The sequence below is a fragment of the Pseudomonas baetica genome, from assembly GCF_051216495.1.
Lineage (GTDB): Bacteria > Pseudomonadota > Gammaproteobacteria > Pseudomonadales > Pseudomonadaceae > Aquipseudomonas > Aquipseudomonas baetica_B.
The window spans coordinates 210,733-233,033 of sequence record NZ_JBPKAM010000001.1; the positions used below are offsets into that span (position 1 = coordinate 210,733).

A 22,301-nucleotide genomic window follows, 5' to 3' on the forward strand; every position below is an offset into this window, starting at 1 on the left:
CGCGCCACAACCCTTCATAATCAGGAGCAATCGTGATGCCCTCTTCACCTGCACTGCATGCCCCCACCCTGCAAAGTTTCATCGCCGGTCGCTGGATCGGCCAACACGGCGCGCAAATCCTGCGCAGCGCTATCGACGGACACGATATTGCTTACACCCATGAAGAGCGCCCGGACTTCGCCGAGGCCATCGAACACGGTCGCCGCCAAGGCGTCAGCGGCCTGATGGCCCTGGACTTCCAGCAACGTGCCCAGCGTCTCAAGGCCCTGGCCCTGTACCTGAGCGAGCGCAAGGAACAGCTCTACGCGATTTCCCACCACAGCGGCGCGACCCGTGCCGACAGCTGGATCGATATCGAAGGCGGCAACAGCACGCTGTTCACCTACGCCAGCCTCGGCTCGCGTGAACTACCGTCGGGCAACGTCGTCCACGAAGGCCCTGCGCTGCAACTGAGCAAAATGGGCTCCTTCGCCGGCACCCACATCCTGGTGCCGCGCGGTGGCGTGGCAGTGCATATTAATGCGTTCAACTTCCCGATCTGGGGCATGCTGGAAAAATTCGCCCCGAGCTTCCTCGCGGGCATGCCGTGCATCGTCAAACCGGCCAGCGCCACCAGCTACCTGACCGAAGCCGTGGTGCGCCTGATGGACGAGTCCGGCCTGTTGCCAGCGGGCAGCCTGCAACTGATCATCGGCGGCACCGGCGACCTGCTCGACCGCCTGCAAGGCCAGGACGTGGTGACCTTCACCGGTTCCGCCGACACCGCGGCCAAGCTGCGAGTCAACCCGAACCTGATCCGCAACTCGGTGCCGTTCACCGCCGAAGCCGACTCGCTGAACTGCGCGATCCTCGCCCCGGACGTGACCCCGGACGATGAAGAGTTCGGGCTGTTCATCAAGGAAGTCGCCCGGGAAATGACCACCAAGGCCGGGCAGAAATGCACCGCCATCCGCCGCGCCATCGTGCCGGCCAAACACATCGATGCCGTGGCCACGCGCCTGCGTGATCGCCTGGCCAAAGTCGTGGTCGGCGACCCGTCGGTGGAAGGCGTGCGCATGGGTGCGCTGGCGTCCCACGACCAGCAGAAAGACGTGGCCGAGCGTCTGGAAATGCTGTTGCAGAGCAGCGACGTGCTGTTCGGCGCCCGTGACGGTTTCGAACCGCGTGGTGCAAATGTCGACAAGGGCGCGTTCTTCGCCCCGACCCTGTTGCAGGCTCGCGACCCGCACGCTGAAGGTGGTGCACACGACATCGAAGCCTTCGGCCCGGTCAGCACCCTGATGGCCTACGACGATCTAGACGAAGCACTGGCCCTGGCCGCACGCGGCAAAGGCAGCCTGGTGGCCAGCCTGGTGACCAAGGATCCACAAATTGCTGCCAAAGCCGTTCCGGTCGCAGCTGCCTTGCACGGCCGACTGCTGGTGCTGGACCGCCACTGCGCCGGCGAATCCACCGGCCACGGCTCGCCACTGCCACAACTCAAGCACGGCGGCCCGGGCCGTGCCGGCGGCGGTGAAGAGCTCGGCGGTTTGCGTGCGGTGAAACACTACCTGCAACGCGCGGCGGTGCAAGGTTCGCCGACCATGCTGGCAGCAGTCACCGGCGAATACGTGCGCGGCGCCAAGGTTATCGAAACCGAGATTCATCCGTTCCGTCGCTACTTCCAGGACCTGCAGATCGGCGAGTCGTTGCTGACTCACCGTCGCACCGTCACCGAGGCGGATCTGGTGAACTTCGGTTGCCTGTCGGGCGACCACTTCTACATGCACTTCGACGACATCGCCGCCAAGGAATCGCAATTCGGCAAGCGCATCGCCCACGGTTACTTCGTGTTGTCGGCAGCGGCCGGCCTGTTTGTGTCGCCAGCCCCCGGCCCGGTACTGGCCAACTATGGCCTGGACACCCTGCGCTTCATCAACCCGGTGGGCATCGGCGACACCATCCAGGCGCGACTGACCTGCAAGCGCAAGATCGACCAGGGCAAGAAAAGCCCGCAAGGCATCCCGCAAGGGGTGGTGGCGTGGGATGTGGAAGTCATCAACCAGTTGGGTGAACTGGTGGCCAGCTATGACATTTTGACTTTGGTGGTGAAACGCGAGGAGTAATTCGCCTCAAAAAAACCAAACGGTAAAGCCCGCTTTCGCACCCCCAAACAAGAACGCAATGTTCAAAGCTGGTCTATCAAAAGACCGGGCGCCAGCCTTGAAAAAGTGCTGGCGCTAATGGTGCACTTCTCTGTCGAAGCGACTTACCCCATGAAAATTTTCAACCAAAGCATCCAAACCAAGATTACCCTACTGACGAGCATCGGCCTGATCTTGGTGGTGGCCCTGCTCGTCGGCTTATCGCTCAACCAGACCCGCACCAGTAACGAGCGAATCAAGGAGGCTAGTGCACACATGCTGGCCGAAGCGGCGCGCCTCACTCTACAGTCCCAGAGCAAGGCACAAGCACTGCAGATCCAGCGCAGCTTCACTCGCACCCATGAATACGGCCAGGGCTTGGCGAATCACCTGCTCTACCTGCGAGAGCGTGCCAACCATGGTGAGCTGAACGCAGAATCCCTGCGGGCCGAACTGACCAGTGAATTGCGCAAGGCTTTGGAACAGAGCCCCGATCTGCTAGGCCTATACTTGGTATTCCAGCCCGATACCCTCGGCGGGCGAGACAGCGGTTTCCGTGGCCGCAACGACCTTGGCAGCAACGACGCCGGACGCTTCTCGGTCTAAACCGGGTGAGCTACAGACGGTGCCGGACGACGAGAAGCTGCTCGCCGATACCTCTCCCGGCCCCAGCGGCGCCCCCCTTCAACGCCTTCTTCACTTGCCCACGTGACAACGCAAGGCTGTACCTACTGGAGCCCTACTTCGACGATTCCTCAGGCAGTCGAAAACTGGTCACCAGTATCGCCTTCCCCTTGCTCGAGAAGGGCATGGTGGTGGCAGTGATCGGTTTTGACATCAGCCTCAACAATCTGCAACAGGACGCCGTGGCCGGTGGTCGCGAGCTGTACAAGGAAAACGGAAGTATCAGCATCATCAGCCCGTCCAAGGTGGTCGCCGGTCATAGCCAGGACGCCAGCCAGCTTGACAAAAACCTGCAGGCAGTGCGGTCGGGTCAAGCCACCGAAATCCTCGACTTCCTGGGTCGTAGTGAGCCCCGCACGTTCATCGACAAGAGGCAGATCAGCGTGCCTGAGCCGCTCGCTCCCCTCCCCGGCGCCAAGCCCTGGGGAGTGCTGCTGGGTGTACCGCAGCAAATCCTGCAGGCGCCAGCTGAAGCCCTGAAGAAGCAGATGGACGATGAGCGCCTACGGCGTTCAGCGTTGGAGTTCGGTCTGGGGTCGATCGCCGCCTTGCTCGGTATCGTACTGATCTGGCTGGCAGCTCGTGGTGTGACCCGGCCGCTGCTGCGGTTGGCCGCTATGCTGGAAGACATCGCCGAAGGCTAAGGTGACCTCACCCGTAGCCTTACCTACACCCGCCGCGACGAGCTGGGCCGCCTGACGCTCGCCTTCAATCGCTTCCTCGATAAGCTGCAACCGGTGATCGCCAAGGTCCAGGGTTCGGTGAGTGATGCTCGTGACACTGCCGACCAATCGACACTGATCGCCCGCCAGACCAGCGAAGGCATGCAACAGCAGCTCCGCGAGATCGAGCAAGTTTCCACCCCCCTGCACGAGATGTCTGCCACAGCCAATGCTTCAGCCCAGTGCGCGGCTCAGGCCGCCGATGCCGCACGTCATGCCAACCAGGTCAACCGCGAAGGACTGGAAGTGATCACCCGCACCACTAACGCCATCCATACCCAGGCACATGACATGAACGAAGCCACATGGCTCAGTTCCAGACCCTGGCGCAAAGCAGCGAGCAGATCGGCTCGGTGCTGGAAGTAATCCATTCCATCGCAGAGCAGACCAACCTGCTGGCCCTTAACGCCGCCATCGAGGCTGCCCGTGCCGGTGACGCCGGACGCGGCTTTGCCGTGGCAGCAGACGAGGTGCGCGGACTGGCGCACCGCACACAGGCTTCGGTAGAGGAAATCCGTCATGTGATCGACAACCTGCAGAATGGCACCCACGATGTGACCCAGGCCATGCAGAGCAGCCACGGCCTAGCGCTGGAAAACGTCAGCCATGTGCAGCAGGCGGTGGCCGCCCTGGAACGCATTGGCGAGGGCGTCGACGTAATCACTGAAATAAATCTGCAGATCGCCAGTGCCGCCGAAGAGCAAAGCAGCGTTGCAGACGAAATCAATCGCAACGTCGAGGCCATCCGCGACGCGACCGAATCGTTGTCGGGCCAAACCGAGCAGTCGGCCCAAGTCAGTCGCCAGCTCAATGAACTGGCCAACTATCAGCAAGGATCGATGCAGCAGTTTCGCGTCTGAGGCCTAAAGACTTCGATGCGTGTTCCTGTATCGAATTAAAAGCATGCTGGTCAAACTGTCGAGAAGACCGGCTGCTCTCTATTTGAACAGCCGGGACTGGATGCCAGTATTGAGTATCTGAAACAGTGCAAAAATAGTGACTTGGTTTGATCGTCGTAGCGCAATCACAGACGAAATTGAGCCACCCTCTGGTTAAAGGAAACGGCCAGTTTGGAAAGCTCCTGACTCGATGCATTGCTCTTTTCAGCACCTGCGGTAGATTCGGCTGACGCATTTTGAATCTTGATCAGACTGCGATCCACCTCCCGAGCGACCTGGGTCTGTTCTTCCGCCGCACTTGCAATCTGTATATTCCGGTCGTTGATTTCCCGAACTCTATCCGCAATGTTCTCGAGCATACGACCGGCAGCCTGAACCAAATCCTGGGTATTACTGGCTAATCCCTGACTCTTGGTCATTGCTAGCACGGACTGATCCGCGCTAGCGCGCACAGCACCAATCATATTTTCGATCTCGCCGGTGGATACCTGAGTGCGGTGCGCGAGAGCTCGAACCTCGTCGGCAACCACAGCAAAACCTCGGCCCAGCTCACCAGCACGAGCAGCCTCAATGGCAGCGTTCAAGGCCAACAGGTTCGTCTGTTCGGCAATGGACTGGATCACATCGAGAACTTTGCCGATTTCACGTGTGTTCTTCGCAAGCTTCTCGACTTGAGCAGCCGACGCATCTAACTCTTCCGTCATGTTGTTAATCGCAACGATCGCACTCTGGGCTTGCTCACGACCTTTCTGCGCCTCCTCGCTGGCGACCTGAGAAGCGCTGGAGGTAGAGACTGCATTGCTGGCAACTTCCTCAACCGCTGCTGTCATTTGGGTCACAGCCGTCGCGACCAGATGGATTTCATCGCTTTGCCGGGCAAGACCGCCGCGACTCTCCTCAGTCACCGCGCTCAGCTCATCAGCAGCGTAAGCCAGCTGACCAGAAGCCCCAGCAATGTGCTGGATCGTCCCCTTGAGACTGGACTGCATGGCGGCCAAGGCGCCCAATAACTGACCCGCTTCATCACGACGGGTGACACGGATGGTTTCCGTCAAATCACCATTGGCGACCCGCTGCGCACTGGACACAGCAAGAGCAATAGGGCGAGAGATGATGCGAGTGATAAACATGCCTAGAGCAAGAGCCGCAAAAAAAGCAATGACGATTCCGGAGTAAAGCAAAAAATTTGCCGTTGCCGCATCCTCTTTCGCGGCGATAGAACCTTCACCGATTTGCCTGTGGATGGAACCGATCATGGTTTCGAAACCAGCCAAAATACGCTCATAACTAGGCAAGACCTCATTGAGCATAATGTCTCGCGTGGCTTGGAGATCACCACGCTCAATCTGAAGCAGCACGCGATCCACACTACTCTGATATGCAGCCCACTCCTTTTCCCCCTGCTCAATTGCCTTACGCTCTTCCTCTGAGGTGGCAGTTTTTTTGTAACCGGCAAATGCCTGTTCGGCTTCAGCTCGAGTATGTTTCAATCGATCTAAAATCATGCTCTTGTCGGCTGTGCTTGAGTTAGTGGCCAACAACAGCAACATAAGATACAGGTCGCGATTCTGACTAATCGTAGCGGAGCGAGACTCTGCGATCTTCACCACGGAAACCAAGCTATGGGAAAAAACGTGCTCAAGGCTTGCCGACAACCGAGTTATTCCGCGATTGCCAAGCAATCCGACCATAAGAGTTATCAGGGCACAGAGAAAGAATGCGATCAACAACTTGGTTGCAAGCTTAGCATTGAGAAACCATGACATGGGCTATATCCTTGTTCGAGCAGCACGCAAATGAGTAGCCACAAAATTGGCACTACTCAAAGAGCGCGGAAAATACGATATTTTTAGAAAGCTAGTGCAGCGCAATACGCACTAATGCAGTTTTCAAACTTTTGTGAGCATGAGGCTAAATAAGAGAGCACATTTTCATCTGCCGGTGACATCAATGATCGCCACCCATACGTCCGAATAATTATAGCATCATCTATGGAGATCGACACACCATCATACCGAACATGTTTATTTTTTTATTTTGACACAACTTCATGGATAAGTGATATTTCGCAACAACACCGAGCGAGCAAACTACAATTAGAATAAGCTTGAAGTTTTTCGAATGAGACAGCCAAGCTTAATGACAGCAGGAAAAATTATTTATATCGATCAATAATAATCACTTTTTTCGTGAGAACTCACAGATCGACTTAATTAATCCACCTCAACTCTATCATCGGCAGAATCCTAAAGCACAAGCAGACGACAGCGATATCCGTTTTCAGCATATTTCCAAGAAACCATGCCTTCCAGAAGAGAAATCCATCGACCATGAGGTGTTTAGCAGCGTCATATTACGTTCGCGCTCCGCGCCATACTAGGACACGAGACGATTTCGGCAGCCGGAATCAAAAAACGCGGCGCACCAATTCAAGGCGACACTTACCAGAAAGACACATAATAGTGCTTCCCATGAACACGAAGCTTTCAGAAGACCCTGCAACTGAGCTCCCATGCACCTTTCTGGGCTTCCAGCCCTCCACCTCCCACGAATGCGCACCGCAGAGGCTGCCATGGGCGCTAATCGTGCCACCTCAACATCTCATCTTTCAGAGCTACACCACCATCTCGCCCTTCCGCTCACCAAATACCAACATTGGCTGAACGATCCGCAGGCACCTCTCAGTGAACCCTTTTAACCAGATTAGCTCCTCGACCTTGATTGAACCGAAAACACACTATCCATTTTCGGCACAATTTCAGAGAGGTATCGGGGAGAGGAATAAAACTTGCCTCGTAATTAGCGATCATCCAATGGTGCCGCAACATGAACAACAACACCCAGGCCCAAAAGGCTAGTGCACAGCCACCTTACTTGAGCCGCATACAGACCTACGACCCCGACGAGCACGCTCATCGTCTGAGTGGCTGGCGCCTTAGCTATGACCAGTTGAGCCATGGTCGTTTCGAAGGCGAACTCGACGAGTTTCGTTCGGACAAGATTCAGATGGTCCGCGACCGCTCTAATCAGGCTATGAAGAAGAAAGGCGCGGCGGCGGAAGGTACGATTGCCTTCTGCGTCCCCCTGAGGAAACACGATAATGTGTACTGCTCAGGACATCAGATCTGCGAGCCCTATGTGATGGTGGCGCATAGCGACAACATGCCCGAACTCAAGGTCCCCGAAATTGTCGACATCCTTCTGGTCGCGATCGATCAGGGCTCGCTACAACACACACTTGAGTGCCAGGGTAGCAATTTTCGAATTACCGATTTTCCCAAGTGTTACCCAACTGGCGGCACGCCCGCTTGGCATGAGCTGAAATGGTTGATCACTGAACTGGCAGACGCCTCACCAGGCGGCGATGAATTTCAGCAGAAAACCATTCGCAGCGACATCAGCGACACAGTCATCATGCACCTGATCGATCTGGTCACCAGCGATGAGACACTCTCACTCAAGCCAACAGCACGCAAGCATACAGTCGATCGAGCCTGCGAATACGCCATGAGCCACCTGAACGAACCCTTCTCGATCCTTGATCTGTGCAACAGCATCGGTGCAAGCCGACGAAAGCTACAGTATTGCTTCCAGAACGCCCTAGGCATCAATGCCGTTGCTTATCTTCGAGCTTTACGCCTGAATTCAGTGCGGCGCGAACTTCGAGAAAGCAACACGACACAGGCAATACAAGCGGTAGCGGAACGTTGGGGCTTCTGGCATATGGGGCGCTTCTCCGCCGATTATCACTCCATGTTCGGCGAACGACCTTCGAAAACCTTGGGTCGTTAATCTGTGCTGAAATCGGATATATAAAAAAACAGACGCGCCACATCATGTCCTCTCTTCGTCAATTCGAATGAGGACTCCTCCTTGAACAACAAAAATAATTACTGCGGAAAACACTTCATGGCACTCACACTCAGCCTGCTGGGTGCTTGGACGTCAGCAGAAGCCACCGAGAACGGTGTCCCAACCACGACCTTCGGTGTTTATGATTTTGGGGCCGGTATCACCCCGCCGCCCACTGAGAACGGTACGCTAAGCCTACGCACCGGCTTCTATTCCTCCAGGATCGTGAAGGACAACCAAGGCAATCACTCCGACAATGATGTCGACCTTGATCTGTTGAGCATCGCAGCTTCCTATATACGGATGACAGAACATACCCTGTTTGGCGCCAATTACGGCTTTGGTATAGTTTTACCCTTCTTCAAAATGGATGCCGAACTCAAGGTTCAAACACCTGCCGGCCCCATGAAACTTGAAGCCGATCCGTTTCGCATGGCGGATACGTTTTTTATTCCATTGATACTTCAATGGAATGTATCACCCAACTTTTTCGTCAATAGCTATTTTGGTGTCACTGCACCCACGGGTGATTACGACAAGAAACGTCTGGTGTCGCCGGGCACTAACCACTGGGTCTATTCACCTGGTCTGAGCGCTACCTATATCACCGACAGTGGCTTCGAGGTTTCATCGAATTTTCAGGTGGACTTCAGCAGCCGAAACCAAGCCACCAATTACAAAAATGGCGTCGAATATCGCCACGAATTTGCGGTCGGGCAACACATGGGACCCTGGACGGTCGGTCTGGGCGGTTTCTACTACCGTCAGATTAGTGACGATAACGCTCCTAATCTGACAACCGGAAACCGCGCAGCGGTCACGGCACTAGGTCCAGCTGTGGCCTTCTTCAAACCTGGATTACCCCCCGTCTCAGCGCACATTTATAAAGAGTTCGATGCACGGAATCGTGGGGAAGGTTATACCTTCGCCGTGCGCATCTCACAAAGTTTCTAACACTAAAAAGTCGCCCTTATCTTCAAACTCCAACGGCAAACGATAAACGCTTGACCGCAACAGTGTCGCGCTATCGAGTCACTTGAAACGAATCGACAATCAGTGGTGACTGCACTTGGATGTAATTAGCCGCGACAGTATGAATGGTTAATACAGCGAGCAATTCGCTCATACGCATAAGCAATCTTTTTGGTAGAGAGTACGCCCCGAATGAAAAACACATCAGCCGGCAACACGAATACGCCTCTTTCATCCAACGATCCTTGGGCCTGGAGCGCCGTAGACCTGGCCAAAGCAATCAGAACACGGAAAATCTCTTCCCGTGAGGCAGTGCAAAGCTGCCTGGCTCGTATTGATGCGATCAACCCGCAGATAAACGCTTTTACTGAAGTCAACCACGAGGATGCGCTGGCTTCGGCAGATGCCGCCGACCGCGCCCTGGCCGCAGGAGAACCACTCGGCCCACTGCACGGCGTACCCTTGTCAACTAAGGTCAACATCGATCAGCGTGGCCGCGCAACAACCAACGGGGTGACCTTGTTCGCCAACAATGTCGCCAGTGAGGACTCACCGTCGGTGGCTCGTGTGCGCCAGGCCGGTGCGATACTGACCGCCCGCAGTAATGTGCCAGCATTCTCGATGCGATGGTTCTCCAGCAACCTGCTGCATGGTGTCACCCTCAACCCTTGGAACAAGGACTACACACCTGGCGGTTCGAGCGGCGGTGCCGCCGCGGCGGTGGCAACCGGCATGATGCCACTGGCCATTGGCAATGATATTGGCGGCTCGATTCGTCATCCTTCACATTGTTGCGGTGTGACGGGTATTCGCCCAACCGTAGGACGCATACCTCGCCGATTCGGCCCAACTAACATGGATCAGCCGCTCTGCGTACAAACCATGGCCACGGATGGGCCAATCGCTCGCAGTGTTGGCGATCTGCGCCTAGCACTCTCCGTCATGAGCGGTTTCGATCCTCGCGACCCTCTGTCCTTACCGCTGCCTTATACCCTCGAGTCAGCCCAACGGCCTATCCGTGTTGGCGTGTTGCGCAATACAGGCACACGCCCTACGGCGGCAATCGAAGCAGCGCTCAAGGACGCTGAACGCTATCTAGCCGATGCAGGTTACAGCGTAGAACCGGTCGAGCTACCCATTCTAGAAGAGGCGTACCGCCTCTGGTATCTGCTGGCCTTGCGGGAGCTGCAGGAAGTCACCCCACTGATCGAACAATCAGGTGACCAAGGGGCTCTGCAGTCCATGCAATATACCTGCGAGGTCGCTAAAGACTGGTGGGGTGCCGAACCGAGCCTGACTGACTTCATGCACGGTTACGCGCGCCGCGGCACCCTGATTGCGCAGTTGCAAGCGTTTTTAGAGACCTATCCAATTCTGCTTTTGCCGGTCAGTGCCGAGCAGGCGTTCCCACAGGACCTCGACATCGCAAATATTAACGGCATGCGCCGGGCAATCGAAGCCAACTGGTCGATGATGGCGATTGCGAACTTGGGATTTCCGGCAATGTCGGTACCGGTCGGCGTTGCAGGAGGCCTGCCCTGCAGTGTGCAACTGCTAGGTCGGCGCTTCCGTGATGAAGATCTGCTCGAAGCCGCCGAAGTCATCGAAGCTCGCGCGGGCTATTTAACCCCCATCAACCCTCGCTAGATAGGAAATGGCTCAGATACATCAGCGATGGACGGGTGTATCTGAGCGCGACTTTTCACACGGAACCTAATGAACAACCTGAACGAGCGCCAGGGCTTCTGATAAATGCCTCGTTTCTCCGTCGATTACCACTCCATGCAGGCGAACGCCCATCGCAAATCTTGGCATGCTGAATCTGTGCTGAAATCGGATATATAAAAAAAAAGACGCATCACATCATGTCCTCTCTTCACCACCCCGAATGAGGACTTCCCCCTGAATAAAAAAAATAATAGCCTCCTAGGACAAGCCATGACGCTGACGCTCAGCCCGCTGGGTGTCTGGACATCGGCAGAGGCCGTCGAGAACGGCGTGGTGAGCACGACTTTCGACGTCAGTGATTTCGGGGCCAGCATCCCCCCCTCGCCCACCGCGAATGGAACGCTAAGCCTACGCACTGGCTGCTACTCCGCCAGGATAGTCAAAGACAAACAAGGCAAGCGCGCCGACAACGATGTCGACCATGATTTGGTAAGCATCGTACCCTTCTACATACGAATGACGGAACATACCCTGCTTGGTGCCAATTACGGTTTCGGCATACTTTTACCCTTATTCAAAATGGATGCCGAGTTCAAGGTTCAGACGCCTGCCGGTCCCAGAAAATTTGAAGCCAGTGCGTTTTGCATGTCGGACGCGTTTTTTGTTCCATTGATACTTCAATGGAACTTGTCGCCCAGTTTATTTGTGAACACCTATTTTGCCATCACCGCACCCACGGGTGATTACGATAAAAAACGCCTGGTGTCACCGGGCCAAAATCACTGGTCCTATTCACCAGGGCTGAGCGCCACCTACATTACAGATAGCGGCTTTGAAGTCTCATCGAATTTTCAGGTGGATGTCAGCAGCCGAAATAAAGCCAATGATTACAAAAATGGCGTCGAATATCGCCACGAATTTGCGGTCGGACAGCATATTGGCCCCTGGACAGTCGGTCTGGGAGGTTTCTATTACCGTCAAATTAGCGACGATGACGCTCCCCATCTAACCACCGGAAACCGCGCAGCGGTCTCGCCACTAGGTCCAGCGGCGGTCTTCTTTAAACCTGGATTACCCCCTGTCTCAGCGCACATTTATAAAGAGTTCGATGCACGGAATCGCGCCGAAGTTTATACCTTCGGCGTGCGCGTTTCGCAAAATTTCTAAGTAAAGGTAAAAACTATATAGCATTAAAAAATGCCAAAAGTTTAAGCAAACCATTTTTCTAGCGAAAAATTTTCACCCAGGCAGGCCATTGGGCCACTAATGGATATAGAGAGAACACTATGAACCTTAAAGAGCAGATCCAGAACGCCGAACATGAATTAGCCACTGCAGTAGCTAGTCAGAACAGCCAGAACGTAGCCGCACTGTACACGAGCGATGCGTGCTTTCTTCCTGATGGCGCACCCACTCTTGTAGGCCAATCTGCCATTGCTGAATTCTTCGAAGGGCTTTTCGCCAACGGAATCATAGGTGGGGCCTTCACAACCCTGGATGTCGACGGCGATGAGCATGCGGCAACAGAAATAGGTGCTTTCGAATTATTTGCGCAAACACCCCAAGGTCAGCGCGTCACGGCTGTAGCGGGACGTTATCTGGTTACCTGGAAACGTCTCAATGGTGTCTGGCGACTACACCGAGATGTAGTGAGTCGCGACCATCTGCCAGACGACATTCAGGCATGACGCATTCGATCACACAAAAGGTAGAATCGATGACTAACGATACTCAGCACACCTCAAACGCCCTTTGGTCGTGGAGCGCAGTAGATCTGGCCAAGGGGATCAGAACTCGACAACTATCGTCCCGTGAGGTTGTTGAGAGCTGTCTTGAGCGTATCGACGCGATAAACCCCATCATCAACGCCTTCACCGAGGTCAATCACGAACAAGCTTTAGCTGCGGCAGATGAGGCCGATCGCGCCGTTGCCTCCGGAGATGTGCTTGGGCCGCTGCATGGCGTTCCGCTTTCGACCAAAGTCAATATTGATCAGCGTGGCCACGCTACTACCAACGGGGTCACTCTATTTGCTGGCAACATCGCCACCGAAGACTCCCCATCAATTGCTAAGGTGCGTCAAGCCGGCGCCATACTCACCGCACGAAGCAATGTACCCGCCTTCTCGCTACGCTGGTTCTCCAATAACAACTTGCATGGAGACACCCTGAATCCTTGGAACAAAGGCCATACTCCTGGCGGTTCAAGTGGCGGTGCTGCTGCAGCCGTTGCAGCCGGCATGATGCCAATTGCGATCGGTAACGACCTTGGCGGCTCAATCCGGCACCCCGCCTACTGCTGTGGCGTGACAGGAATCAGACCGACGGTTGGACGCGTTCCTCGTTGGTTTGGCCCTAAAAATCTCGATCAGCCCTTTTGTGTGCAAGTCATGGCGACCGACGGACCCATTGCACGTAGCGTCGCAGATCTGCGGCTCGCACTTTCGGCTATGAGTGGTTTTGATCCAAAGGATTTGTTATCGCTGCCTTTGTCTTACAACACACAACACTCGCAGAGCTTGAAGCGAGTTGGATTACTGCGTAAGTCCGCTGAAGTAACAATCACACCGGAGGTCTCTGCGGCGCTAGACCGAGCAGCAGATTATCTCTCTGACGCGGGCTATATCGTCGAAGAAATCGAACTGCCCTTCCTGGAGGAAGCCTACCGCCTTTGGTATTTGCTTGCGTTAGAGGAGTTTCGTGAAATGCTTCCACTCATGGAGCAAGCGGGAGACCAAGGCGCGTTAACAGCGATAAAGTACTTCTTTAAAGTTGCAGGTGATTGGTGGGGCACTCAACCCACATTGAGCGACTACATGCACGGCTACGCAAGACGTGGAAGCCTGATAACTCAACTGCAAACATTGCTGGAAACCTATCCAGTCGTATTGCTTCCCGTCTCTGCCGAACAGGCATTCACGCAGAACGCCGACATCGAAAATGTCGAGAGCATGCGTCGAGTAATGAAAGCCAACTGGTCGATGATGGGGATCGCCAATCTGGGCTTTCCAGCCATGTCTGTCCCTGTCGGTATTGAGAACGGGCTACCCTGCGGTGTGCAATTGCTTGGTCGACGCTATCGCGAGTGCGACCTGTTTGACGCTGCGCAGATCATTGAAGCAAGTGCAGGCCGACTAACGCCGATCGACCCTCTTTGAGCCAAATTGCGGCAGGCACCGGCACCGGTGTCGCCGCTCCGCTTGGAGGATTGGACCTGGACCCGCCGCTGTAGGCCTCGCCGATCAATCATTCTCCGATGTAAATCCAACTGTTTTTTGCGCCCGAGTTTGTCGAATCTTTGCGCGCTGAACTCTTGGTACGAGCCAACGGATTGCTTCGCGCGGGATATGAATGAACCCGCCCCTCTTTTGTACACACATCGGAGTCACAGGTTCAACACCTTTCAGCAGAACTCTCGAAAAATAATATGATCCTTTAACTCATCAAATGAGATCAGCCTCAAATAGCCCTCGCTTCATGAAGCATTTAACCCACACAGCGGCAATGGCACTGACGAGTAACAGTATGCTTCCGGTGATTTAGTAGACCATTGCAGTCATATCCGGTGAGGGGGAATTGTGTAGGACGATATACCCCCTACCCACGACCCCAATGATTTGCAGCATGGGGTAGAAAGGTGCCCGGTACGGACGATGAAAATCAGGATAACCGTGACGCAGAACAATGACGTTGATGTGGGCGACCACATAGGCCAATAACCAATTGGTGGAGGCTGCGATGACGAGCGTAATCAGCGAGTCTAAATAGGACGATGCCCGAAATGAAAGAATAGCGCCCCAAGGGGTATCGTTGCGCTTGTTCTTGAGCTTTAACTGCGAAAATACCTGACCGTTTCAGCCATTCCCTGCAACATCCGGGGTGTTGCCACCAGTACTGTATTAAGCGTACTGCAAGTCGCCGTGACGCCCATGACTGCGGCAATCAAAAGCCCCCCCTTACCAAAAACGGCACTTGCATAATCGGCGTATGGGAACGGTGAATTGGTCAACGTCTCTACGCTCAAATAATGGCCGGCACCGATTGCGAAGGCTAAAAAGATCACCAGCATTGCCAATAGGGACAAACTCATTACTCGCGGGATATTGCGTTCTGGTCTATGCACCTCATTGATCGTCGGGCGGATGTACTCTGAGCCTACCATCAGCTACATCGCAAGCACGATAAGGCCCAGGAAGCCACCGTCTTGTCTTGATGAAAAGTTCCATTCCACAGCTGTGCTAATGATCGACGGAACTGGCTGCGCCATCTCTGTCAAGGCACATAGACTTAGCAGTACCAACACAGTAACAAGAATAAATGCCAAGAGATTTTGTCATTTTGGCAAAAACATCAGCACCCACCAGGTTGGTCACTGTCAGTGATAACAGAATCGCCAACGAGATAGCTCTTTCCGGAAAACACCGGGAGCGAGCTCGGCGATCACTGCATCAACAAGAAACATCTCGTCCGGTAGCGCCAGCATCGCCGTCACTACGAAATCTGCGAATCCCGCGACGATTGCAGGAACGTGACCGATAGGTTTTTGAGTATAGGTGCCTAGCGCCCCTGCATTAGGAAACATCAAAGACAGCTCAGCAAAAGACATGATTTTGAACTGCACCAGCAGGAAAGCTACGCACAAAGCAGCGATGAGTCCCACACTACCGACCCCCACTCCCTGGGTAGTCGATATCATTGAGCCTTGAACAATAACAACGCCCATACAAATGGCCATCATCAAGAAGCCCAACTTTTCTTTGAGGCAGATACTTTCTCTGCAGAAAAGTACCTGCCGAGACATCAATAGACAAACGTATCTAGTTCATTATTTATATTCATCACAGAGGCTATGGTGAACACACAGTTACAAGACTCCTCTTTTTAAAATATTTCAGGCCTGCTCAGCCCTATCCATGAAATACCGTTACACTTCGCTCTCGATCAGGCTTGACTTGGGACATTGGTTTAAATGCAGGAAGGCTCACCCCGACAAACTTCTCGAAAGTTCGAACGATCTCAGCATATTCAATCTCTTGAACGATGAGCACGATTCGCGAGCGGCGATCCGTCGATGGCCACATTGAAAGCCGTTTCAATGGATGGAAGATTTGCTGTACACCATGAACAACCATGGGCTGATCAGGATGTTCGGCCACCTGCACTATTCCCTTCACTCGCAGCAGACTTTCCCCCCTCACCGACGCAATGAGTTCCAACCAATAGGCGAGGCGTTCCTGTTCAACTGGCTGATCCAGAATCAGGAAGTGAGACTGAACCTTGCCTTCGTGGTAGCTCTCACCGCCTCGCCTCTGGGCTTGCTCCATGTAAGCGTCAACGTCGAGCACGTCGTGCCGTGTAGTGCCGTCTTCGTGCCCTAGTACATCCGCCGCATCTACATGCCCATTGATAACCCGCTTGAAATCAGCCGCAGGATTTATGCCCCGCAACCTGGCCTCCAGTGCTGCAATAGCTTGATCAGACGCCAGATCGGTTTTTGTCAACAGCAACCGATCCGCCAGAGTTACCTGCGCGACAGCCTCAACGTGCCGATCAAGGGTACTTGCACCATTAACCGCATCCACTGTAGTGACAACCTGTTGGAGGCGATAACGCTGAATGATCTCGGGATCGATCATAAAGGTCTGCAACACCGGTACCGGATCCGCGAGCCCCGTGGTTTCAATGACTACACGGCTAAATGACGAAAGTTCTCCGTTCTCCAGCCGACGGTGCAGATCTACCAATGTGTCAACCAGATCCCCGCGAACGGTGCAGCACACGCATCCGCTCTGCAGCAATCGCAGGTTCTCACTCACCTGTTCGACAAGGAGATGATCAATTCCAATTTCTCCAAACTCATTAATGATTACCGCCGTGTCGGCGAGCTCAGGCAATTCCAGCAAACGATTCAGCGTGGTAGTTTTTCCACTGCCAAGAAATCCGGTTAAAAGTGTGACCGGCAGCCGGGTATCGCCCACATCGTTCATACTTGAGCCTCATACACCCGATTGCCGGCGAAATATGTCTGCAGGACTTGGGTCTGTGCCAATTGGTCAAGCGGGGTCTGGAACAAGTTACGATCGAGCACAATGAAATCTGCGGATTTACCGGCTTCGAGCGAGCCGGTTTCCTTGTTCAGGCCCATCGCCGTCGCTGGACCGATCGTATATGCACGCAGCGCGGTGGCCAGGTCCAGCCCCTGCTCGGGCCACATTTCTCCAGGGAACGCTCCACTTGGATCACGTCGAGTGATGATGGCTTGCAGGCTGATCCACGGGCTAGGATCAGGCACCACCGGCCAATCCGAGCCAACAGCGAGTAAAACCCCGGCTTCCTCCATGGACCGATTCGGATAAGACCGCGTGACGCGCTCTTCGGGCAATACCGCGTTGAGTTGGTCAACAATCACCCCAGGGCACCAGAGAATCGGCGAAAGATCAGCAACGATGTTCAGCTCTTTGAAGCGCGCGATGTCACTGTCGTGCAAGTAACCAGCATGGGCGATCTGATGCTGGCGATTGCCACCGTTGAAGGTGCGCACCACTTCAAAGGCATCAAGTGCTACGCGTACCGAACCATCACCGGTGCAATGGATCTTCAGGCTGACATCAGCCTGTTCGCATTCAGCTATTACTCGCGCTAACTGTGGCACTGTCAGGAAGGTCGCACCGCGGAAGCAGCAGCCGTGCAAAGTATCCGGCAGATAAGGCTCCAACATCGATGCAGTACGGGTGGTGGGCACGCCATCGAGGAAGATCTTGCCGAATTCAGGACGGAAGTATTCGCTTCGGTAATGGTCGCGCAGTTCAAACAACTCCTTTCCCCACTGTTCGGTGGCAAGAGGTCCTCCTTCCAGTACAGGCATGGAGCCGACAACCCAGGCGGTCAATTGTCCGCGATCAGCAACAGTCTTGATCGCGTCCATCATCATCCGCGCGGTGAGAGCATCCTGAAGCCCGGTGACACCTAGAGCATTCATGCGTTTGATCGCATGAACGGCCGCAGCGACGTCGAGTTCCGGCTCTTTTGCCAATGACCGGGACACCGTAGCCTCAGCCAGAGCGGATGCGGTTTCCAGCAACAAGCCGGTAGCCTCACCGGTTTGCGGATGCCTCGCAATGGTGCCATTGGGAGGATTGGGGGTGTTGTCGTCAATACCACAAGCCTTCAATCCTGCAAGGTTAAGCCAGCGGTTGTGATGGGAATCATCTCGCAGCATGACCGGACGTCCAGCGGATGCCTCATCTAGACGAAGGCGCGCCTCGTAGGTCAGCTGATCAAGCAACGTACTGCCCCAAATACCACCGACGATCCACCGATCCTGAGGACGATCTTTGGCCGCATCGCGAACCATTTCAATGATCTGGTCGAGATTGGCAGTCGGCGGAAAATTCACCTCGTATAGCTCGCCCCGACCTGCAAGGACAAAGTGGCTATGGACGTCGATCATGCCAGGCATCACCATTTTCCCTTGCAGATCGATCACGCTGGCATTGGCACCTACGGCAGCCCTTGCAGCTTCTTCGCTCCCTACCTCAACCAACCGACCGTCTCGTACCGCCAAGGCATCAACCCATGGAGTATCAGCATTCATCGTGTAGATCGAACCGTTTACCAGAACAAGTTCATTTCCTTGATATGCCATGACAAACACCTTCTTTGAAAGTTAGTAAGTTCGAGGGTCAAACACTTGGAACAAGTGCCAGCCCCCTCTCGACAATGTATTGATTCATGAGCGCCGTCCGGACATGTCGCCCACGCCTGGAGCTCCGATATCAAACCGGTATTTTCAAGTTGTGGCTTAGCTGGCCGTGATCTACCTCGCCCTTCGCTGCGCACGACTGTTCAGGCTGCTGCGAATCGGGAGCGGCGGCTATATCACTCGGTCTGAGGAGGAAATGTGCTAGTGCCGGCAGAAGGATCAGTGCTCCCAACATGTTCCATAGGAACATGAAGGCCAACAGCAGCCCCATATCCGCCTGAAACTTGATAGGGCTTAACACCCAGGTGACAACACCAATGGCCAGCGTGATACCCGTCAGCATCACAACCTTCCCGGTAAACAACAGGGCTCGGTAGTAGGCCTCGGATAAGCTCTTACCCTCTCGCAACTGAGCCAAAGTGACGGACAGAATGTACAGGGCGTAGTCGATACCGATTCCCACCCCCAAGGCGATGACAGGCAATGTCGCAACCTTGACGCCCATGCCGAGAGTGACCATCAAAGCCTCGGCGAGTATCGAGGTAAGCATCAATGGCAATACCGCTACTACCACCGCCCGCCAGGAACGGAAGGTAATCAGGCTTAGTACCGCAACAGCGGCATAGACCAGAAACAGCATTTGCCACCAGGCTTGTTTGACCACAATGTTAGTGGCCGCTTCGATACCGGCATTCCCGGCAGCCAACAGGAACTTGGTATCATCAGTATCGTTCTCGCGGGCAAATGCTTCGACAAACCGGACCACCGAAGACAGCGTGTCAGCCTTGTGATCGCGCAAATAGATATAAAGCGTCAACAGGCTGCAGCTGTCGTCGTAAAGACCGCGCGGTGCGCCAGCCGTGATCATGTTCAGCATGCTCTGATTGGGAAGGAACTCGTACCACTTAGGGTTGGCCTCGTTCAAACCAACCAGCATTTTCCGGTTCAGCAGAGATAGTGAGTTGGTCGTCTCGACGCCCGGTAGTTGGCGTAGTTGCCATTCCAGCACATCGATCTTGTTGAGCGTTTCGTATTGGGAGCATTGGCCTGCGGGGCTCGCGACCATGACAGCGAGAACGTCGCTTGATGCACCGTAGCTCGCGTTCATGAAGGCCACATCACGGTTGTAACGACTGTCAGAACGCAGCTCGGGCGCCCCTGGGTCCAGGTCACCGATTTTCAGATGGGTACTGACGACAAAACCGGCCACACCAATGATCGTGGCCCCCACCAATGCGAAGGCAGCCATCCTGCGCTGAGTGAAGCGATCCAGAAAAGACCAGAGCGGATGCTTGCCCTGCCCTTTATCATCTGCTGACTCGGCATGCAGACTACGCTTGGCAGCAAAGGCGCTGACACCAGTGTAGGAAAGCATGATCGGCAACAGGATCAGGTTAGTAAAGATGAGTACCGCCACGCCGATCGAGGCAGCAATAGCCAATTCGCGGATAACCTGAATGTCGATCACCAGCAACACTGCGAAGCCGACAGCATCGGCCAGCAGTGCCGTCATACCTGCCAAAAACAGACGGCGGAATGTGAAGCGTGCGGCGAGTAACTTCGGAATGCCCCGCCCGATGTCCTGCATGATGCCATTCATCTTCTGCGCGCCATGGCTCATGCCAATAGCGAACACCAGAAACGGCACCAGAATAGAATAGGGATCCAGGGAATAACCAAGCGTCGGCAACAGTCCGAGTTGCCATACCACTGCGACTAACGATGCTGTAACCACCAGCAACGTAGAGCGGGCACAACGGGTGTACCAAAACACCGTAACAGTGGCGATGCCGACGGCTATGGCGAAGAACACCAAGACCGAACGCACACCGTCGATAAGATCGCCGACAATCTTGGCGAACCCTGTGATGTGCACCACATTACCTTCGGCTTCGTACTTGTGACGCAGTTGCTCCAGATATCCGGCGAACACCGCATAGTTCAAGGGGCGACCTTCGCTGTCCTTGGCCAGTAACGGAACGTAGATCACCGATGACCTGCCGTCGGTGGACACGATCTGGCCGATCTCACCGGAGCGGGCGATGTTCGCCCGCAACTGCTCTAGGCTCGAAGGGCTGCCGTCGTATCCTTCAGGAATCACCTGGCCACCTTCAAGACCCTCTTCGGTCACGCCCGTCCAGCGTGTTGACGGCGTCCACAGCGACTTCATGTTCGCCCGATCCACCCCGTGCAAAAGGAAGATTTCATCGGACATGCGGCGCAATGCATCGAGGTATCCGGGATCGTAAATGGTGCCTTTAGGACTCTCCACTGCAACGCGAACAGCGTTGCCAAGACCAGCCAACTGATTCTGGTATTTGTTGAACTCCTGGATGTAAGGGTGCTGCGTCGGAATGGTTTTTTCAAAGCTGGCATTGAGCTCCAGCTTGGTCGTCTGCCACCCCAATAAAGCGGTAACAATGACACAAAGAATGATGACCACGAGTCGATTGTTGAATAACGCGCGTTCCAGCAGGGAGCCCGACTGATGATCGAAATTGGCGGCAATCCCTGAGAGGTCTGACGATTGAATCTTCACAGCTTATCTCCAGGTTTGACTACATGTACGCCAAGCTGACTGAGCACCACCGTGCTCAAGTTTGATGTGAGCAGCACACCGTTAAGGGGTGGAAAAGGTCGGGTATTGAGTGGTTCCAGCTTTCCTCCCCGCTCGCGCATTACCAATCCCGCCTGATTAACCAGAATCAAGTGACCATCAGGCTGGATCGCAGAAGAGGTAATAGACGCTTCATCCGGCGAGACCAGTGATGTCCATGATTTGCCGCCATCCTCGGAGCGCAAGGCATTACCGCGTAAACCAGCGACGACAACTTCATGCCTCGATAGAATTTCTACCGTGAAATAACTGCCGCGATAGGGCGTCTGGGCGATGGAAAAGGTCGCACCGCCATCCTCTGAAGTGCGAACCAACCCTTGTTCGCCAACGATAATGATCGTCTGGCCCTCGCCGCGTATTGCATTCAAGTGAAGCGCACCAGGGTTTTGAATTCGGTCTCCCCAAGATGACCAAGTCTTGCCACCGTCGTTGGTTGATAGGGCGATTCCGTAAGCACCCACCACAACGGCATTAAGAGGATCGCGCACCAGAACATCGAGAAGAGGCTTGTCCGGCCCTTCCTCAACCATGCGTTGCGCGAAAGCGATTGGCCGGGCTTCGCCTTTTTTTTGCGCTTCAGCAAGAACTAACTGGGCAATCCGCCGACCGTCGAGGCTAAGTGTCCAGCTTTCGCCAGCGTCAGAGGTCACTAGCACACAGCCTCCATGCCCAACGGCATAGCCGTTGCTGGCATCGGCAAAGCGCACCGCGGTCAGCGTCACGCTGACGGGGGTCTGCACCTGCCGCCAGTTCGCTCCAGAATCATCGGACAACACCACAATTCCCCGCTCCCCCACAGCGACGAGACGATTTCCCGCCTGCGCCACGCCAAGCAAGTACGAGCGTTCCGCCATTACAGTGGGAATTGAGGGTCTTTCTAACGCAGATCCAACCGGCGCCCCACTGGCAATCGACAATGTCGATATAAGAACCAAGCCCCAAAGAAGGCACCATGCTAAATGTCGAGAAATGTTATTCATGTTTGACATAATTGACTCCGTACTTCGTTCAGTAACTCACCGGCAAAACGTTGAGCATGCAGCTTTGATACTCAACGCGTTTA

Annotated in this window: 17 protein-coding genes and 3 pseudogenes; 12 read left to right on the forward strand and 8 right to left on the reverse strand. The window is 54.7% G+C overall.

Annotated elements, in window-relative coordinates; genetic code table 11:
- The first annotated feature begins 35 nt into the window (after positions 1–35).
- The 6 genes and pseudogenes from paaZ to ACSFE6_RS01055 form a co-directional block, all read left to right on the forward strand.
- Entirely contained in the window at positions 36–2,105 is a 2,070-nt protein-coding gene (gene paaZ / locus ACSFE6_RS01030; protein WP_435425891.1) for a phenylacetic acid degradation bifunctional protein PaaZ, read from the forward strand.
- A 150-nt stretch (positions 2,106–2,255) separates the two neighbouring features.
- The gene (locus ACSFE6_RS01035; RefSeq protein WP_435425892.1) at positions 2,256–2,729 is read left to right on the forward strand and encodes a hypothetical protein; all 474 of its coding nucleotides are present in this window, start codon (positions 2,256–2,258) and stop codon (positions 2,727–2,729) included.
- Between the two features lie 5 nt (positions 2,730–2,734).
- Positions 2,735–2,923: pseudogene (locus tag ACSFE6_RS01040) on the forward strand (hypothetical protein); the annotation flags it as partial.
- A gap of 9 nt (positions 2,924–2,932) precedes the next feature.
- The gene (locus ACSFE6_RS01045) at positions 2,933–3,451 is read left to right on the forward strand and encodes a hypothetical protein (protein WP_435426029.1); all 519 of its coding nucleotides are present in this window, start codon (positions 2,933–2,935) and stop codon (positions 3,449–3,451) included.
- Positions 3,452–3,544: 93 nt separating this feature from the next.
- Positions 3,545–3,895 carry a hypothetical protein gene (locus tag ACSFE6_RS01050; protein ID WP_435425893.1) on the forward strand — a complete coding sequence of 117 codons (351 nt, stop codon included), beginning with the start codon at positions 3,545–3,547 and terminating at the stop codon, positions 3,893–3,895.
- Positions 3,895–4,389 (forward strand): annotated as a pseudogene (locus ACSFE6_RS01055) (methyl-accepting chemotaxis protein); the annotation flags it as partial. The gene ACSFE6_RS01050 and the pseudogene ACSFE6_RS01055, both read left to right, overlap by 1 nt.
- Before the next feature lie 164 nt (positions 4,390–4,553).
- Here the strand turns inward: ACSFE6_RS01055 and ACSFE6_RS01060 are convergent.
- A complete protein-coding gene (locus tag ACSFE6_RS01060; protein ID WP_435426020.1) occupies positions 4,554–5,417 on the reverse strand; it encodes a methyl-accepting chemotaxis protein in 864 nt (287 codons plus the stop codon).
- A pseudogene (locus ACSFE6_RS01065) lies at positions 5,412–6,194 on the reverse strand (MCP four helix bundle domain-containing protein); the annotation flags it as partial. The gene ACSFE6_RS01060 and the pseudogene ACSFE6_RS01065, both read right to left, overlap by 6 nt.
- A 1,060-nt stretch (positions 6,195–7,254) precedes the next feature.
- Here ACSFE6_RS01065 and ACSFE6_RS01070 point away from each other — a divergent pair.
- The 6 genes from ACSFE6_RS01070 to ACSFE6_RS01095 all read left to right on the forward strand — a co-directional run bounded on the left by ACSFE6_RS01070 (position 7,255) and on the right by ACSFE6_RS01095 (position 14,077).
- A complete protein-coding gene (locus ACSFE6_RS01070) occupies positions 7,255–8,220 on the forward strand; it encodes a helix-turn-helix domain-containing protein (RefSeq protein ID WP_435425894.1) in 966 nt (321 codons plus the stop codon).
- Between the two features lie 117 nt (positions 8,221–8,337).
- Positions 8,338–9,234, forward strand: coding sequence for a SphA family protein (locus ACSFE6_RS01075; protein WP_435426021.1), 897 nt, complete (start codon positions 8,338–8,340; stop codon positions 9,232–9,234).
- A gap of 210 nt (positions 9,235–9,444) precedes the next feature.
- A complete protein-coding gene (locus ACSFE6_RS01080) occupies positions 9,445–10,899 on the forward strand; it encodes an amidase (protein ID WP_435425895.1) in 1,455 nt (484 codons plus the stop codon).
- A 291-nt stretch (positions 10,900–11,190) separates the two neighbouring features.
- The gene (locus tag ACSFE6_RS01085; protein ID WP_435425896.1) at positions 11,191–12,087 is read left to right on the forward strand and encodes a SphA family protein; all 897 of its coding nucleotides are present in this window, start codon (positions 11,191–11,193) and stop codon (positions 12,085–12,087) included.
- 119 nt (positions 12,088–12,206) lie between these two features.
- Entirely contained in the window at positions 12,207–12,608 is a 402-nt protein-coding gene (locus ACSFE6_RS01090) for a YybH family protein (RefSeq protein WP_435425897.1), read from the forward strand.
- Positions 12,609–12,637: 29 nt separating this feature from the next.
- On the forward strand, positions 12,638–14,077 hold the full coding sequence (locus ACSFE6_RS01095) for an amidase family protein (protein WP_435425898.1): 1,440 nt from the start codon (positions 12,638–12,640) through the stop codon (positions 14,075–14,077).
- 671 nt (positions 14,078–14,748) lie between these two features.
- Here ACSFE6_RS01095 and ACSFE6_RS01100 read toward each other — a convergent pair.
- The 6 genes from ACSFE6_RS01100 to ACSFE6_RS01125 all read right to left on the reverse strand — a co-directional run bounded on the left by ACSFE6_RS01100 (position 14,749) and on the right by ACSFE6_RS01125 (position 22,227).
- Positions 14,749–15,081 (reverse strand): amino acid permease, encoded by a 333-nt coding sequence (locus ACSFE6_RS01100; protein ID WP_435425899.1) that lies wholly within the window; start codon positions 15,079–15,081, stop codon positions 14,749–14,751.
- 213 nt (positions 15,082–15,294) lie between these two features.
- Positions 15,295–15,720: a hypothetical protein gene (locus ACSFE6_RS01105; protein ID WP_435425900.1), complete on the reverse strand. Its 426-nt coding sequence runs from the start codon at positions 15,718–15,720 to the stop codon at positions 15,295–15,297.
- A 106-nt stretch (positions 15,721–15,826) separates the two neighbouring features.
- Positions 15,827–16,906: a CobW family GTP-binding protein gene (locus ACSFE6_RS01110; protein WP_435425901.1), complete on the reverse strand. Its 1,080-nt coding sequence runs from the start codon at positions 16,904–16,906 to the stop codon at positions 15,827–15,829.
- Positions 16,903–18,564, reverse strand: coding sequence for an amidohydrolase (locus ACSFE6_RS01115; protein ID WP_435425902.1), 1,662 nt, complete (start codon positions 18,562–18,564; stop codon positions 16,903–16,905). Before ACSFE6_RS01115 ends, ACSFE6_RS01110 begins: the two co-directional genes overlap by 4 nt.
- A 130-nt stretch (positions 18,565–18,694) precedes the next feature.
- Entirely contained in the window at positions 18,695–21,160 is a 2,466-nt protein-coding gene (locus tag ACSFE6_RS01120) for an efflux RND transporter permease subunit (RefSeq protein WP_435425903.1), read from the reverse strand.
- The gene (locus ACSFE6_RS01125) at positions 21,157–22,227 is read right to left on the reverse strand and encodes a WD40/YVTN/BNR-like repeat-containing protein (RefSeq protein WP_435425904.1); all 1,071 of its coding nucleotides are present in this window, start codon (positions 22,225–22,227) and stop codon (positions 21,157–21,159) included. Before ACSFE6_RS01125 ends, ACSFE6_RS01120 begins: the two co-directional genes overlap by 4 nt.
- Positions 22,228–22,301 lie beyond the last annotated feature (74 nt).

Bases quoted from the DNA above. Each gene is read 5' to 3' on its own strand.
- paaZ (WP_435425891.1), top strand. From the start codon at position 36: ATGCCCTCTTCACCTGCACTGCATGCCCCCACCCTGCAAAGTTTCATC.
- ACSFE6_RS01035 (WP_435425892.1), top strand. From the start codon at position 2,256: ATGAAAATTTTCAACCAAAGCATCCAAACCAAGATTACCCTACTGACG.
- ACSFE6_RS01045 (WP_435426029.1), top strand. From the start codon at position 2,933: ATGGTGGTGGCAGTGATCGGTTTTGACATCAGCCTCAACAATCTGCAA.
- ACSFE6_RS01060 (WP_435426020.1), bottom strand. From the start codon at position 5,417: ATGCAGTCCAGTCTCAAGGGGACGATCCAGCACATTGCTGGGGCTTCT.
- ACSFE6_RS01070 (WP_435425894.1), top strand. From the start codon at position 7,255: ATGAACAACAACACCCAGGCCCAAAAGGCTAGTGCACAGCCACCTTAC.
- ACSFE6_RS01075 (WP_435426021.1), top strand. From the start codon at position 8,338: ATGGCACTCACACTCAGCCTGCTGGGTGCTTGGACGTCAGCAGAAGCC.
- ACSFE6_RS01080 (WP_435425895.1), top strand. From the start codon at position 9,445: ATGAAAAACACATCAGCCGGCAACACGAATACGCCTCTTTCATCCAAC.
- ACSFE6_RS01085 (WP_435425896.1), top strand. From the start codon at position 11,191: ATGACGCTGACGCTCAGCCCGCTGGGTGTCTGGACATCGGCAGAGGCC.
- ACSFE6_RS01090 (WP_435425897.1), top strand. From the start codon at position 12,207: ATGAACCTTAAAGAGCAGATCCAGAACGCCGAACATGAATTAGCCACT.
- ACSFE6_RS01095 (WP_435425898.1), top strand. From the start codon at position 12,638: ATGACTAACGATACTCAGCACACCTCAAACGCCCTTTGGTCGTGGAGC.
- ACSFE6_RS01100 (WP_435425899.1), bottom strand. From the start codon at position 15,081: ATGGTAGGCTCAGAGTACATCCGCCCGACGATCAATGAGGTGCATAGA.
- ACSFE6_RS01105 (WP_435425900.1), bottom strand. From the start codon at position 15,720: ATGTCTCGGCAGGTACTTTTCTGCAGAGAAAGTATCTGCCTCAAAGAA.
- ACSFE6_RS01110 (WP_435425901.1), bottom strand. From the start codon at position 16,906: ATGAACGATGTGGGCGATACCCGGCTGCCGGTCACACTTTTAACCGGA.
- ACSFE6_RS01115 (WP_435425902.1), bottom strand. From the start codon at position 18,564: ATGGCATATCAAGGAAATGAACTTGTTCTGGTAAACGGTTCGATCTAC.
- ACSFE6_RS01125 (WP_435425904.1), bottom strand. From the start codon at position 22,227: ATGTCAAACATGAATAACATTTCTCGACATTTAGCATGGTGCCTTCTT.